The organism is Pseudomonas sp. NPDC077186, from assembly GCF_044543505.1.
Classification (GTDB): domain Bacteria; phylum Pseudomonadota; class Gammaproteobacteria; order Pseudomonadales; family Pseudomonadaceae; genus Aquipseudomonas.
The window spans coordinates 1,173,316-1,186,260 of the sequence record NZ_JBITWE010000001.1 but is presented as its reverse complement, the minus strand read 5'-3'; the positions used below and the strand labels follow the sequence as shown (position 1 = coordinate 1,186,260).

Sequence of the window (12,945 nt, the reverse complement as noted above, 5' to 3'; positions counted from 1 at the left end):
TGGCTTGTGTCAATGAAAGCCATGTTTAGAAGCTATCGATAGCTTGCGGTTCACTTTTTATGCAGAAGCTTGGCCAGCAGCCTGGGGTAGGCCGCCGGTAGCAGGCGTTGGACGCGGTCGAGAAAGCGCGCGTCGCTGCCGATCAGGATGCGTGGCCGGCCGGCCTTGATCCCGGCGACTATCGCCTCGGCCGCCTGCGCGGCGCTGGTGCGTGCCAGCTTGTCGAAGTTGTGGGCGGCGCGCGCGGCGTCCTGCGAGCCGTCGATGCCGCGGTAGAAGCGCGCGGAGCGGGCGATATTGGTCTTGATCCCGCCGGGATGCACGCAACTGACCGCCACGCCGCGGCAGGCGACTTCCTGGCGCAGGGCCTCGGTGAAGCCGCGCACGGCGAACTTGCTGGCGTTGTAGGCGCCCTGGGTCGGCAGGCTGACGATGCCGAAGATGCTCGACAGGTTGACGATATGCCCGCTGCCTTGCTTGAGCAGGTGCGGCAGGAAGGCCTTGCTGCCGTGTACCACGCCCCAGAAGTTGATGTTCATCAGCCACTCGAAGTCGTCGTAGCCGAGCGCCTCGATGGTCTGCGACACGGCGACGCCGGCGTTGTTGACGATCAGGTCGGCGCTGCCATGTTCGGCCAGCACGCGGTCGGCGAAGGCGTAGACCGCCGCGCGCTCGGCGACGTCCAGGGCGTGGCAGCTGACGCGCGCGCCGCTGCTGCGCAGGGACTCGGCGTTGCGTTCGAGCTGCGCCAGGTCGATGTCGGCCAGGGCCAGTTGGCAGCCTTCGGCGGCCAGGCGGGTGGCCAGGGCCTGGCCGATGCCGGAGGCGGCGCCGGTGATCACGGCGACCTTGCCGGAGAGAGAGTGCATGGTGGCTCCTTGCGCGCGGTGGTTGTCCATGGAGGCCGGAGCTTAGCCACTCGCGGCGGGGCGGCACAACAGTTTCAGCCGTGGGCCAGGTTGGGGTCCTGCTGCAGGGTGCGGTTGAACACCTCGACCCAGTGCGCGCTGAACTGCTGGCCGGCGAGGTTGTTGATCTCCAGGATGGCGCGCAGCAGCGGGCGCTTGCTCAGGGTCTGGTGGGCGCGCTCGTGGGTGCGCGCGTCGAAGGCGTCGGCGATGTGCAGGATCAGCGCGCCGGGGCTGATCTCCGCCTCGCGCAGGCCCTTGGGATAACCGCTGCCGTCGGCGTGCTCCTGGTGCTGCAGGACGATCTCCATGGCCGGCGCCCAGTCCGACATGCGCCTGAGCAGGTCGCCGGCCAGGCGCGGATGGCCCTGCATCAGGCGGCGTTCCTCGCGGCTCAGGTCGGCCTGCTTGTGCAGCAGCTGCAGCGGCAGGAAGGCCATGCCCAGGTCGTGCAGGCAGACCGCCGCCGCCAGCTGTTCCGGGCGTTCGGCCAGGCCGCCCTGGGCGTTAATGCTCAGGCTCAGGTCGAGCAGGCGCAGGTTGCGCCCTTGCCAGTAGCGCGAGCGCTGCTCGGCGGCCTGGGTCAGGGCGGCGAAGAACTGCAGGTCCGGGTGCGCGGCGATGCCGTGGTGGGCCAGCAGGGCATCGGTCGGGCTCTGCAGCGGCGCGAGCGGGGCTTGCAGCTGGGTGCTGGGGTCCAGTCGCTGCAGCAGCTGGCGGCGGATTTCCCCCTGCTGGCTCGCCGGCGCCATGGCCAACGCCTGCAGGGCCTGGCACAGCTGGTCGAGCTGGGCGGCGCCGAGGCGTGCGTTGGGGCCGCCGAGGGCCTGGTCGATCAGGGCGCGCAGGTGGTCGAGGGTCAGCAGCAGGATGTCGCCGAGCAGGCTGTCGAACGCCAGGCGTTCCTCGCGCAGCGCGCCGAGCACGTCCTCCATGGCCTGCGGCAGCGGCATCAGTGCATCGAGGCCGACGTAGCCGAGGTTGCCCTTGAGCGTGTGCACCAGGCGAAACAGCTCGCGCAGCCGCTCGCCGCTGCTGGGTGCGCGCTCCAGTTCGATCAGCAGTTGTTCGCAGCGCGGGAACTGCTCGGCGGCGTCCAGGCGAAAGTCGTCCAGCAGGTCGCTGGAGAGGTCGGCGGGGCGGGGCAGGGGCATGGCGGTTCTCCGCGGCGAAGGCGCCCTTCATTATAGAAGCCATCCGCCGGGCGGCTGCGCCCCGGCGATTTACCCTATATAATCCCGCTCTTTTCAAGACGCGGCGGGCGGCTGGACGCTTGCCGCGGCGTGGCCTCTGCCCAGTGCGCAGGGCGCCGCCTGACCAATCCAAGACCTAGAGAAGCGAACCACGATCATGATGCGCAGCCACTATTGCGGCCAACTGAACGAGAGCCTGGATGGCCAGGAAATCACCCTTTGCGGCTGGGTGCACCGTCGCCGCGACCACGGCGGGGTGATCTTCCTCGACATCCGCGATCGTGAAGGCCTGGCCCAGGTGGTGTTCGACCCGGATCGCGCCGAGACCTTCGCCAAGGCCGACCGCGTGCGCAGCGAATACGTGGTCAAGATCACCGGCAAGGTGCGCCTGCGCCCGGCCGGTGCGGTCAACCCGAACATGGCCAGCGGCGCCATCGAAGTGCTGGGCTACGAGCTGGACGTATTGAACGAGGCCGAGACCCCGCCGTTCCCGCTTAACGAATACACCGACGTCGGCGAAGAAACCCGCCTGCGCTACCGCTTCATCGACCTGCGTCGCCCGGAGATGGCCGAGAAGCTCAAGCTGCGTTCGCGCATCACCAGCAGCATCCGCCGCTACCTGGACGACAACGGTTTTCTCGACGTCGAGACGCCGATCCTGACCCGCGCCACCCCGGAAGGCGCGCGCGACTACCTGGTGCCGAGCCGTACCCACGCCGGCAGCTTCTTCGCCCTGCCGCAGTCGCCGCAGCTGTTCAAGCAGCTGCTGATGGTGGCCGGCTTCGACCGCTACTACCAGATCGCCAAGTGCTTCCGCGACGAGGACCTGCGCGCCGACCGTCAGCCGGAATTCACTCAGATCGACATCGAGACCAGCTTCCTCGATGAAAGCGACATCATGGCCATCACCGAGACCATGGTGCGCAACCTGTTCAAGGAAGTGCTGGACGTCGAGTTCGGCGAACTGCCGCACATGCCGCTGGCCGAAGCCATGCGCCGCTTCGGTTCGGACAAGCCGGATCTGCGCATCCCGCTGGAGCTGGTGGACGTCGAGGATCAGCTCAAGGACGTCGAATTCAAGGTCTTCGCGGGACCTGCCAACGACCCGAAATGCCGCGTCACGGCGCTGCGCGTACCGGGCGGGGCGAGCATGCCGCGCAAGCAGATCGACGACTACACCAAGTTCGTCGGCATTTACGGCGCCAAGGGCCTGGCCTATATCAAGGTCAACGAGCGCGCCGCCGGCGTTGACGGTTTGCAGTCGCCGATCGTCAAGAACATCCCGCTGGACAACATCAACGTCATCCTCGACCGCGTTGGCGCCGTCGATGGCGATATCGTGTTCTTCGGTGCCGACAAGGCCAAGATCGTCAGCGAAGCCCTGGGTGCGCTGCGCATCAAGCTGGGTCATGACCTCAATCTGCTGACCTGCGAGTGGGCGCCGCTGTGGGTGGTCGACTTCCCGATGTTCGAGGAAAACGACGACGGCAGCCTGACCGCCATGCACCACCCCTTCACTTCGCCGAGCTGCAGCCCCGAGGAGCTGGAGGCCAACCCGGCCGCCGCGCTGTCGCGCGCCTACGACATGGTGCTCAACGGCACCGAGCTGGGTGGCGGTTCGATCCGTATCCACGATAAGGCCATGCAGCAGACCGTGTTCCGCGTGCTCGGCATCAGCGAAGAGGAGCAGCAGGAGAAGTTCGGCTTCCTCCTCGATGCGCTCAAATACGGCGCGCCGCCCCACGGCGGCCTGGCCTTCGGCCTGGATCGCCTGGTGATGCTGATGACCGGCGCCAGCTCGATTCGCGAAGTGATCGCCTTCCCCAAGACCCAGAGCGCCGCCTGCGTCATGACCCAGGCGCCAGGCATCGTCGACAACAAGTCGCTGCGCGAGCTGCATATCCGCCTGCGCGAGCAAGCCAAGGCCGAGTAAGCCTGTACAAGAAGCCTGGATTGCCAGGCTTCTTCGTTTTGGGGTGGAGAGACTCGAACCCTCGCACCCTGGCAACTGTTAAATGAAAGAAACGGAGTGAGTTATGGCTGGTCATTCCAAATGGGCCAATATCAAGCACCGCAAGGGTCGTCAGGACGCCAAGCGCGGCAAGATCTTCACCAAGCTGATCCGTGAGCTGACGGTGGCGGCCAAGCACGGCGGCCCGATCCCGGCGGATAACCCGCGCCTGCGCCTGGCGGTGGACAAGGCGTTGACCGCCAACATGTCGCGCGACGTCATCGACCGCGCCATCGCCCGCGGCGCCGGCAACAACGAAGCCGACAACGTCGTCGAGTTCAGCTACGAGGGCTACGCGCCGAGCGGCGTGGCGATCATCGTCGAGGTGATGACCGACAACCGTAACCGCACCGCCGCCGAAGTGCGCCATGCCTTCAGCAAGTGCGGCGGCAACCTCGGCACCGACGGTTCGGTGGCCTATATGTTCGAGCGCAAGGGCCAGCTCAGCTTCGCTCCCGGCGTGGATGAGGACACCCTGATGGAAGCGGCGCTGGAAGCCGGCGCCGACGATGTGGACATGGGCGAGGACGGCTCGGCGCTGGTGTCGACCAGCTTCAGCGACTTCCATGCGGTCAACGAGGCGCTGGCGGCCGCCGGCTTCAAGGCCGACGAGGCGGAAATCGCCATGATCCCCTCGATCAGCGCGCCGATCGGCGATCTGGAAACCGCGCAGAAGGTGATCAAGCTGATCGACATGCTGGAAGACCTCGACGACGTGCAGAACGTCTACCACAACGCGGAAATCCCCGACGAGATCATGGATCAACTGGGCTGAGCCATAGGGCAAGCCGAGAGCCGGAAGTCGCCGCGAGCGCTTCCGGCTTTTTCATATCCAGACGCCGGGCATCCGCTACTGGATGACGGCGGCCTGTCGGCGCCCCTATACTCGCGCCCTGGATAAATAGACAGTGTGACGCCTGGTGCGTCATCGATGGATAACAGGCATGACGCTGATTCTGGGGATAGATCCCGGCTCGCGCATCACCGGCTACGGCGTGGTGCGCGATACCGGCCGCGGCTGCGAGTACGTCGCCAGCGGCTGCATTCGCACCGGCGACGGGCCCCTGGCCGAGCGCCTGCAGGTGGTCTTTCGCGGCGTCGGCGAGGTGATCCGCAGCTACGGGCCGGTGACCATGGGCATCGAACAGGTGTTCATGGCGCGCAATGCCGATTCGGCGCTCAAGCTCGGCCAGGCGCGCGGCGCCGCCATAGTCGCGGCGGTCGAAGCCGGGCTGGAGGTGGCCGAGTACACCGCCACCCAGGTCAAGCAGGCGGTGGTCGGCACCGGCGCGGCGGACAAGCAGCAGGTGCAGATGATGGTCATGCACCTGCTCAAGCTGACGCAGAAGCCGCAGATCGACGCCTCCGACGCCCTCGGCATCGCCCTGTGCCATGCCCACCATCGGCAGAGCCTGATTCCCCACGGCCTGGCCGGCGCCAAGCGGCGTGGCGGGCGCCTTCGTTTGTAATCTGATTAAAGGACAGCAGCGGTGATCGGACGTTTGCGCGGCACCCTGGCGGAAAAGCAGCCGCCGCATTTGCTTCTGGATGTAAATGGCGTCGGTTATGAGCTGGAAGTGCCGATGACCACCCTATATCGTCTGCCCTCGGTGGGCGAGCCGCTGTGCCTGCACACCCACCAGGTGGTGCGCGAGGATGCCCAGCTGCTCTACGGCTTCTTCGAGAAGCGCGAGCGCGAGCTGTTCCGCGAGCTGATCCGGCTCAACGGCGTCGGCCCCAAGCTGGCCCTGGCGCTGATGTCCGGGCTGGAGGTGGACGAGCTGGTACGCTGCGTGCAGGCCCAGGACGCCGCGGCGCTGACCAAGGTGCCGGGCGTCGGCAAGAAGACCGCCGAGCGCCTGCTGGTGGAACTCAAGGATAGGTTCAAGGCCTGGGAAAGCCTGCCGGCCATCGCCACCCTGGTGGTTGAACCTCGCGCCGGGGTGGCAGTCTCAAGCGCGGAGAACGACGCGGTGAGCGCCCTGATTTCCCTGGGTTACAAGCCGCAGGAGGCCAGCCGGGCCGTGGCGGCTGTCAAGGAGGATGGTTTGAGCAGCGAAGATTTGATCCGCCGCGCCTTGCGCGGCATGGCGTAGGGTGGATGACGCTTTTCTCATCCACCGGCTTTCGGGTGGAAAACGCTGCGCGGTTTTCCACCCTAGATTGCAGTTCAACGGACTCTTAGTGGAAAACCCTCGATGATCGAAGCCGATCGCCTGATCACCGCCAGCCCGCGCGAGCGCGAAGAGCAGCAGGATCGCGCCATCCGCCCGCTGAAGCTGGCCGAGTACATCGGCCAGCCCGGCGTGCGCGAGCAGATGGCGCTGTTTATCCAGGCTGCCAAGGGCAGGGCGGAAGCCCTCGACCACACCCTGATCTTCGGCCCGCCGGGTCTGGGCAAGACCACTCTGGCCAATATCATCGCCCAGGAAATGGGCGTGTCGATCAAGAGCACCTCCGGCCCGGTGCTGGAGCGGCCGGGCGATCTGGCGGCGCTGTTGACCAACCTGGAAGCCGGCGACGTACTGTTCATCGACGAGATCCATCGCCTCTCGCCCATAGTCGAAGAGGTGCTGTATCCGGCGATGGAGGACTTCCAGCTCGACATCATGATCGGCGAAGGGCCGGCCGCGCGCTCGATCAAGCTCGATCTGCCACCCTTCACCCTGGTCGGCGCCACCACCCGCGCCGGCATGCTGACCAACCCGCTGCGCGACCGTTTCGGCATCGTCCAGCGCCTGGAGTTCTACGGTGTCGACGACCTGGCGACCATCGTCGCTCGTTCTGCCGGTATCCTCGGCCTGCCCACTGAAGACCAGGGCGCCTACGAGATTGCCCGTCGCGCCCGCGGCACGCCGCGTATCGCCAACCGCCTGTTGCGCCGGGTGCGCGACTTCGCCGAGGTGCGCGGGCGCGGCCATATCACCCGCGACATCGCCGATCAGGCGCTGAATATGCTGGATGTCGACGAGCATGGCTTCGATCACCAGGATCGCCGTTTGTTGCTGGCCATGATCGACAAGTTCGACGGCGGCCCGGTCGGCATCGACAACCTGGCCGCGGCCATCGGTGAGGAGCGCGGAACCATCGAGGATGTGCTCGAGCCCTACCTGATCCAGCAGGGCTACATGATGCGCACGCCACGTGGGCGCGTGGTGACCCGTCACGCCTACCTGCACTTCGGCCTGAACCTTCCCAAGCGCCTCGGCGAGCAGCCGGGTGCGGACCTCTTCGCGGTGGGCGACGAATGACGAAAAAATTGTTACCAAGCCGGATTGGCAAGCGACAGGGTGGGGACTAGAGTATGCGCGCGCAAAACGGAGTCCAGCCGTTCAGCCACCGTTGCCGGGTCTACTACGAGGACACCGACGCCGGCGGTATCGTCTACTACGTCAACTACCTCAAATTCATGGAGCGGGCTCGCACCGAGCGTCTGCGTGAACTGGGTTATGCCCAGTCGGCGCTGGCCGGTGAGGGCCTGTTGTTCGTCGTGCATTCGGCCGAGGCGCGCTATCACGCGCCGGCGCGGTTGGACGACGAGCTGTGCATCAGCGCCGAGGTGATCGAATTGAACCGTGCCAGCCTGCGTTTTCGTCAACAGGTCAGGCGGGCCGCGGATGCTGTGCTGCTCTGCGAAGGGCAGTTCCTGGTGGCCTGTGTGCGCGCCGACAACTTGAAACCCCGGGCCATCCCCGAATCCCTGCGCCATGAGTTCGCCGGGGTGCAGGCGCCGGGCCTAATTGCAGCAGGAGAGTAAGCGTGGAAGCCAACGCCAACGCCGTTGACCATATGTCGATGTGGAGTCTGATCAGTAACGCCAGCCTGGTGGTGCAGTTGGTGATGCTCACCCTGGTGGCCGCCTCGGTCATTTCCTGGGTGATGATCTTCCAGCGCAGCAATGCCATCCGCGCCGCCAAGCGCGCCCTGGACGCCTTCGAGGATCGCTTCTGGTCCGGTATCGACCTGTCCAAGCTGTATCGCCAGGCCGGCAGCAACCCCGATCCGGATTCCGGTCTGGAGCAGATCTTCCGCGCCGGCTTCAAGGAGTTCTCCCGCCTGCGCCAGCAGCAGGGCGTCGACCCGGATGCAGTGATGGACGGCGTGTCGCGCGCCATGCGCGTGGCCATCTCGCGCGAAGAAGAGAAGCTGGAAACCGCGCTGCCGTTCCTCGCCACCGTCGGCTCCACCAGCCCCTACATCGGCCTGTTCGGCACCGTATGGGGCATCATGAACTCCTTTCGCGGCCTGGCCCAGGTGCAGCAGGCCACCCTGGCCACCGTCGCCCCGGGCATCGCCGAGGCGCTGATCGCCACCGCCATCGGCCTGTTCGCCGCGATTCCGGCGGTGATCGCCTACAACCGCTTCGCCGCCCGCGGCGAAATGCTGATCGGCCGTTACTACACCTTCGCCGACGAGTTCCAGGCCATCCTGCACCGCAAGGTGCATACCTCGGACGAATAACGCGCGCGCAGAGGATAGGTGTTAGCCATGGCGAGAATTCGCAACAGACGCAAACCGGTCGCCGAGATGAACGTGGTGCCCTACATCGACGTGATGCTGGTGCTGCTGGTCATCTTCATGGTCACCGCGCCCATGCTCAACCAGGGGGTCAAGGTCGACCTGCCCAAGGTCAGCAGCGAGGCGCTGCCGCAGGACAACGACGCCCAGGTGCTGACCATTTCCATCAAGGCCGACAAGACCTACTACTGGAACATGGGCAGCGAGGTGGACGTCGACACCGAGCAGGAGCGTGCCTCGACCCTGGAACAGATGACCCAGGCGGTGTCGGCGATCATTGCCGAGAACCGTCGTCAGGGTAAGCCGGTGCAGGTGTTCGTGCGCGGCGACAAGTCGGTCGACTACGGCACGGTGATGGCCGCCATGGGCGGCCTGCAGCAGGCCGACGTGGGCAACGTCGGATTGATTACCGAGGCGCCCTGATGCAGCACAGCGAGCGTTCGCCCTCGGAAAGCTACTTCTGGCCCGTGGTCTGGGCCGTGGGTCTGCACGTCCTGATGTTTGCCATGCTGTTCGTCAGCTTCGCCTTCAGCCCCGAGCTGCCGCCGGCACGCCCGGTGGTGCAGGCCACCCTGTATCAATTGAAATCGCAGAGCCAGGCCACCACCCAGACCACCCAGAAGGTGGCGGGCGAGGCGCAGAAGACCTCGGCGCCGCAGTTCGAGACCGAGCGTCTGGAGCAGAAGAAGGCCGAGCAGCAGAAGCTCGCTGCGGCCAAGGCAGCGGAACAAAAGAAAGCCGAGGAGGCTCGAAAGGCGGAAGCGGCCAAGGCCGAGGCGGCGAAGAAGGCGGAGGCCGAGAAGAAGGCCGCCGAGCAGAAGCGTCAGGCCGACATCGCCAAGAAACGCGCCGAGGAAGAGGCGAAGAAGAAAGCTGCCGAAGAGGCCAAGAAGAAGGCCGCGGCCGAAGAAGCGAAGAAGAAGGCAGCCGCCGAGGCGGCCAAGAAGAAAGCGGCCGAGGACGCCAAGCGCAAGGCCGAAGAGGCGCGGCGCAAGGCGGCCGAGGATCAGAAGGCGGCGGCACTGGCCGAGCTGCTGTCGGACAACGTGCAGAACCAGCAGGCGCTGGCCGAGACCCATGGCGACCAGGTGGCGGGCAACCTCGACGACCTGATCATCAAACTGATCACTGAGAACTGGCAGCGGCCGATGTCGGCGCGCCGCGGCATGAGCGTCGAACTGCTGATTCAGATGCTGCCCGATGGCACCATCGCCAACGCCAGCGTGTCGCGCTCCAGCGGCGATGCGCCGTTCGACAGCTCCGCCGTGGCCGCGGTGCGCAACGTCGGCCGTATTCCCGAAGTGCAACAATTGGATCGCGCTACCTTTGACTCCCTGTACAGGCAGCGTCGCGTTATTTTCAAACCGGAGGATTGAGCGCTGTGAAAACCCTGATTCGTATGGCCCTGCTGGGGCTGGTCATGCTGGTCGGCAGCGTGCAGGCGGCCGATCCGCTGGTGATCTCCCATGGCGCCGACCGGGCCACGCCGATCGCCGTGGTGCCCTTCGGCTGGCAGGGCGGCTCGGTACTGCCCGAGGACATGGCCGAGATCATCGGCAACGACCTGCGCAATTCCGGCTACTTCGAGCCGATTCCGCGGCAGAACATGATCAGCCTGCCGACCCAGGCCAGCGAAGTCATCTACCGCGACTGGAAGGCCCTCGGTGCCCAGTACGTGCTGGTCGGCAGCCTGGTGCCGAACGCCGGTCGCCTGCAGGTGCAGTACGCGCTGTTCAACGTCAGCACCGAACAGCAGGTGATGACCGGCAGCGTCGGTGGCGGCACCGATCAACTGCGCGACATGGCGCACCATATCGCCGATCAGTCGTTCGAGAAGCTCACCGGGGTCAAGGGCGCGTTCTCCACCCGCCTGCTGTACGTCACCGCCGAGCGTTTCGGTGCCAACAACACCCGCTACACCCTGCAGCGTTCCGACTACGACGGCGCCCGTGCGGTGACCCTGCTGCAGTCGCGCGAGCCGATCCTGTCGCCGTCCTTCGCGCCTGATGGTCGCCGTATCGCCTACGTGTCGTTCGAACAGCGCCGTCCGCGCATCTTCGTCCAGCATATCGACACCGGCCGCCGCGAGCAGATCACCAATTTCGAAGGCCTCAATGGCGCCCCGGCCTGGTCGCCGGACGGCAATCGCCTGGCCTTCGTGCTGTCGCGCGACGGTAACCCGGAAATCTACGTGATGGACATGGGCAGTCGGCAGATGCGCCGTATCACCAACCATTACGCCATCGACACCGAACCCTTCTGGGGCAAGGACGGTCAGACCCTGTACTTCACCTCGGATCGTGCCGGCAAGCCGCAGATCTACAAGACCAACATCAATAACGGAGCGGTGGAGCGCGTGACCTTCGTCGGCAACTACAACGCCAACCCGAAGTTGTCAGCCGACGAGAAGACCCTGGTGATGATTCATCGCCAGGACGGTTTCACCGTGTTCAAGGTGGCCGCGCAGGACCTGGAAACCAACCGCCTGCGCATCCTCTCCGACACCAGTTTGGACGAGTCGCCCACTGTTGCGCCCAATGGCGCCATGCTAATCTACGCCACCCGCCAGCAGGGCCGGGGAGTCTTGATGTTAGCGTCCACCAATGGGCGCGTGAGGCTCCCTCTTCCTACCGCTCAAGGCGAAGTTCGAGAGCCTTCTTGGTCCCCTTACCTGAACTGATGCGGCGCTACACCTTTATTGCTTAACACAACTGGGGTTCATTAGGAGTTACATGATGGAAATGCTGAAATTCGGTAAGTTCGCTGCACTGTCCCTGGCTCTCGCCGTCGCTGTTGGTTGTTCCTCCAAAGGCGGTGACGCTGCCGGTGAAGGCGCGGTCGACCCGAACGCCGGTTACGGTGCCAACACTGGTGCCGTCGACGGCAGCCTGAGCGAAGAAGCCGCCCTGCGCGCTATCACCACCTTCTACTTCGAGTACGACAGCTCCGACCTGAAGGCCGAAGCCATGCGCGCTCTGGACGTACACGCCAAGGACCTGAAAGGCAATGGCGCTCGCGTCGTTCTGGAAGGCCACGCCGACGAGCGCGGTACCCGCGAGTACAACATGGCTCTGGGCGAGCGTCGTGCCAAGGCCGTTCAGCGCTACCTGGTACTGCAGGGCGTTTCCCCGGCTCAGCTGGAACTGGTTTCCTACGGTGAAGAGCGTCCGGTTGCCATGGGCAACGACGAGCAGTCCTGGGCTCAGAACCGTCGCGTAGAGCTGCGCAAGTAAGCTGCCATGCGTAATTGCCGCCGTACCCTGACCCTTCTGACGCTCGCCCTGCCGCTCGCGGCGATGGCGGAAGTTCCCGTACTGGAAAGCAGCTCCATGCCGCAAGGCAGCAGCTATCCACCGGCGGGTTATGGCACGGCCGGCTCCTACGCCGGGGGCGGGGCGCAAGCCCCGGCCTCGGCGCAGGGTATGCTGTTCAATCAGCTCGAGCAGATGCAGCAGGAAATCGCCCAGCTGCGCGGCATGCTCGAAGAACAGCAGAACGAAATCCAGCGCCTCAAGCAGGAGAGCCTCGAGCGCTATCAGGATCTGGACCAACGCCTGTCTTCCGGTGCTGGCTCCGCTGCTCCCGCACAGAATTCCGCCGCTGGCGCGATCAACGCCAACGGTACCCCGACGCCACCTGCCGCCCAGCAGCAGGCCAGCGCCGAGCCGGGTGATCCGGCCAAGGAAAAGCTCTATTACGACGCCGCCTTCGACCTGATCAAGGCCAAGGATTTCGACAAGGCGTCGCAGGCCTTCACCGCCTTCCTCAACCGCTATCCGAACAGCCAGTACGCCGGCAACGCGCAGTACTGGCTGGGCGAGGTCAATCTGGCCAAGGGCGACCTGCAGGGTGCCGGCCAGGCCTTCGCCAAGGTCAGCCAGGCTTACCCGAGCCATGCCAAGGTGCCGGATTCGCTGTTCAAACTGGCCGACGTGGAGAAGCGCCTGGGTAACAACGACAAGGCCCGCGGCATCCTCCAGCAGGTCATCGCTCAGTTTCCCGGCAGTTCGGCCGCGCAACTGGCCCAGCGCGACCTGCAGCGCCTGCCGTAACGGCCCCACAGCCTGCGAAGAACCCGCGCACGTCGCGGGTTTTTTGTGGCTGGCCATCTCGTAGGGTGTGCCGCGCGCACCGATACCTCCCCTACGGCCGAGCAATGGCTGTGTGCAGGGCGCGCCCCATGGGTCGATGGCAGGGTGAAATATCGGCCAGGCGGTTTTTCGTTTAGAATCGCCAGCCCCGCAACGGGGGCGAAGTTTCAGCTCGGCTGATGCCTTCGCCGTGCGGGTAACCGATCGCTGCCGCTGCTTGCGGC

Annotated in this window: 14 protein-coding genes; 12 read left to right on the top strand and 2 right to left on the bottom strand. The window is 65.5% G+C overall.

The features are described from left to right. Positions 1–50: 50 nt before the first annotated feature. Together ACIGKL_RS05605 and ACIGKL_RS05600 are read right to left on the bottom strand one after the other, a co-directional pair. Positions 51–869, bottom strand: a complete 819-nt coding sequence (locus ACIGKL_RS05605; RefSeq protein WP_397485702.1) for an SDR family NAD(P)-dependent oxidoreductase — start codon at positions 867–869, stop codon at positions 51–53. 74 nt (positions 870–943) lie between these two features. Further along, entirely contained in the window at positions 944–2,062 is a 1,119-nt protein-coding gene (locus ACIGKL_RS05600) for an HD domain-containing phosphohydrolase (protein WP_397485701.1), read from the bottom strand. Between the two features lie 196 nt (positions 2,063–2,258). Here ACIGKL_RS05600 and aspS point away from each other — a divergent pair, with 196 nt between their 5' ends. From aspS to ybgF, 12 genes are all read left to right on the top strand, one after another. Then, positions 2,259–4,034, top strand: coding sequence for an aspartate--tRNA ligase (gene aspS, locus ACIGKL_RS05595; protein WP_397485700.1), 1,776 nt, complete (start codon positions 2,259–2,261; stop codon positions 4,032–4,034). Between the two features lie 103 nt (positions 4,035–4,137). Next, positions 4,138–4,887, top strand: coding sequence for a YebC/PmpR family DNA-binding transcriptional regulator (locus tag ACIGKL_RS05590; protein WP_397485699.1), 750 nt, complete (start codon positions 4,138–4,140; stop codon positions 4,885–4,887). Positions 4,888–5,056: 169 nt separating this feature from the next. After that, positions 5,057–5,581: a crossover junction endodeoxyribonuclease RuvC gene (gene ruvC, locus ACIGKL_RS05585; RefSeq protein WP_397485698.1), complete on the top strand. Its 525-nt coding sequence runs from the start codon at positions 5,057–5,059 to the stop codon at positions 5,579–5,581. 21 nt (positions 5,582–5,602) lie between these two features. Beyond that, positions 5,603–6,208, top strand: a complete 606-nt coding sequence (ruvA, locus tag ACIGKL_RS05580) for a Holliday junction branch migration protein RuvA (RefSeq protein WP_397485697.1) — start codon at positions 5,603–5,605, stop codon at positions 6,206–6,208. Between the two features lie 102 nt (positions 6,209–6,310). Further along, positions 6,311–7,363, top strand: coding sequence for a Holliday junction branch migration DNA helicase RuvB (gene ruvB / locus ACIGKL_RS05575; RefSeq protein ID WP_397485696.1), 1,053 nt, complete (start codon positions 6,311–6,313; stop codon positions 7,361–7,363). 53 nt (positions 7,364–7,416) lie between these two features. Beyond that, positions 7,417–7,869, top strand: a complete 453-nt coding sequence (gene ybgC, locus ACIGKL_RS05570) for a tol-pal system-associated acyl-CoA thioesterase (RefSeq protein WP_397485695.1) — start codon at positions 7,417–7,419, stop codon at positions 7,867–7,869. 32 nt (positions 7,870–7,901) lie between these two features. Continuing rightward, complete coding sequence (tolQ, locus tag ACIGKL_RS05565) at positions 7,902–8,573, top strand: protein TolQ (RefSeq protein WP_397486256.1); 672 nt, start codon at positions 7,902–7,904, stop codon at positions 8,571–8,573. A gap of 27 nt (positions 8,574–8,600) precedes the next feature. Continuing rightward, positions 8,601–9,053 (top strand): protein TolR, encoded by a 453-nt coding sequence (tolR, locus tag ACIGKL_RS05560; protein ID WP_397485694.1) that lies wholly within the window; start codon positions 8,601–8,603, stop codon positions 9,051–9,053. Continuing rightward, positions 9,050–10,006 carry a cell envelope integrity protein TolA gene (gene tolA / locus ACIGKL_RS05555; RefSeq protein WP_397486255.1) on the top strand — a complete coding sequence of 319 codons (957 nt, stop codon included), beginning with the start codon at positions 9,050–9,052 and terminating at the stop codon, positions 10,004–10,006. The genes tolR and tolA overlap by 4 nt, the downstream gene beginning before the upstream one ends. 5 nt (positions 10,007–10,011) lie before the next feature. Next, positions 10,012–11,310, top strand: a complete 1,299-nt coding sequence (gene tolB / locus ACIGKL_RS05550; protein WP_397485693.1) for a Tol-Pal system beta propeller repeat protein TolB — start codon at positions 10,012–10,014, stop codon at positions 11,308–11,310. Positions 11,311–11,365: 55 nt separating this feature from the next. Then, positions 11,366–11,863 (top strand): peptidoglycan-associated lipoprotein Pal, encoded by a 498-nt coding sequence (gene pal / locus ACIGKL_RS05545; RefSeq protein ID WP_397485692.1) that lies wholly within the window; start codon positions 11,366–11,368, stop codon positions 11,861–11,863. 6 nt (positions 11,864–11,869) lie between these two features. Beyond that, complete coding sequence (gene ybgF, locus ACIGKL_RS05540) at positions 11,870–12,682, top strand: tol-pal system protein YbgF (RefSeq protein ID WP_397485691.1); 813 nt, start codon at positions 11,870–11,872, stop codon at positions 12,680–12,682. Positions 12,683–12,945: the final 263 nt, after the last annotated feature.

Coding starts and splice junctions, on each gene's coding strand:
- ACIGKL_RS05590 (WP_397485699.1), top strand. CDS start 4,138: ATGGCTGGTCATTCCAAATGGGCCAATATCAAGCACCGCAAGGGTCGT.
- ACIGKL_RS05600 (WP_397485701.1), bottom strand. CDS start 2,062: ATGCCCCTGCCCCGCCCCGCCGACCTCTCCAGCGACCTGCTGGACGAC.
- tolQ (WP_397486256.1), top strand. CDS start 7,902: ATGTCGATGTGGAGTCTGATCAGTAACGCCAGCCTGGTGGTGCAGTTG.
- tolR (WP_397485694.1), top strand. CDS start 8,601: ATGGCGAGAATTCGCAACAGACGCAAACCGGTCGCCGAGATGAACGTG.
- ruvC (WP_397485698.1), top strand. CDS start 5,057: ATGACGCTGATTCTGGGGATAGATCCCGGCTCGCGCATCACCGGCTAC.
- ruvB (WP_397485696.1), top strand. CDS start 6,311: ATGATCGAAGCCGATCGCCTGATCACCGCCAGCCCGCGCGAGCGCGAA.
- pal (WP_397485692.1), top strand. CDS start 11,366: ATGGAAATGCTGAAATTCGGTAAGTTCGCTGCACTGTCCCTGGCTCTC.
- ACIGKL_RS05605 (WP_397485702.1), bottom strand. CDS start 869: ATGCACTCTCTCTCCGGCAAGGTCGCCGTGATCACCGGCGCCGCCTCC.
- ybgC (WP_397485695.1), top strand. CDS start 7,417: ATGCGCGCGCAAAACGGAGTCCAGCCGTTCAGCCACCGTTGCCGGGTC.
- aspS (WP_397485700.1), top strand. CDS start 2,259: ATGATGCGCAGCCACTATTGCGGCCAACTGAACGAGAGCCTGGATGGC.
- ybgF (WP_397485691.1), top strand. CDS start 11,870: ATGCGTAATTGCCGCCGTACCCTGACCCTTCTGACGCTCGCCCTGCCG.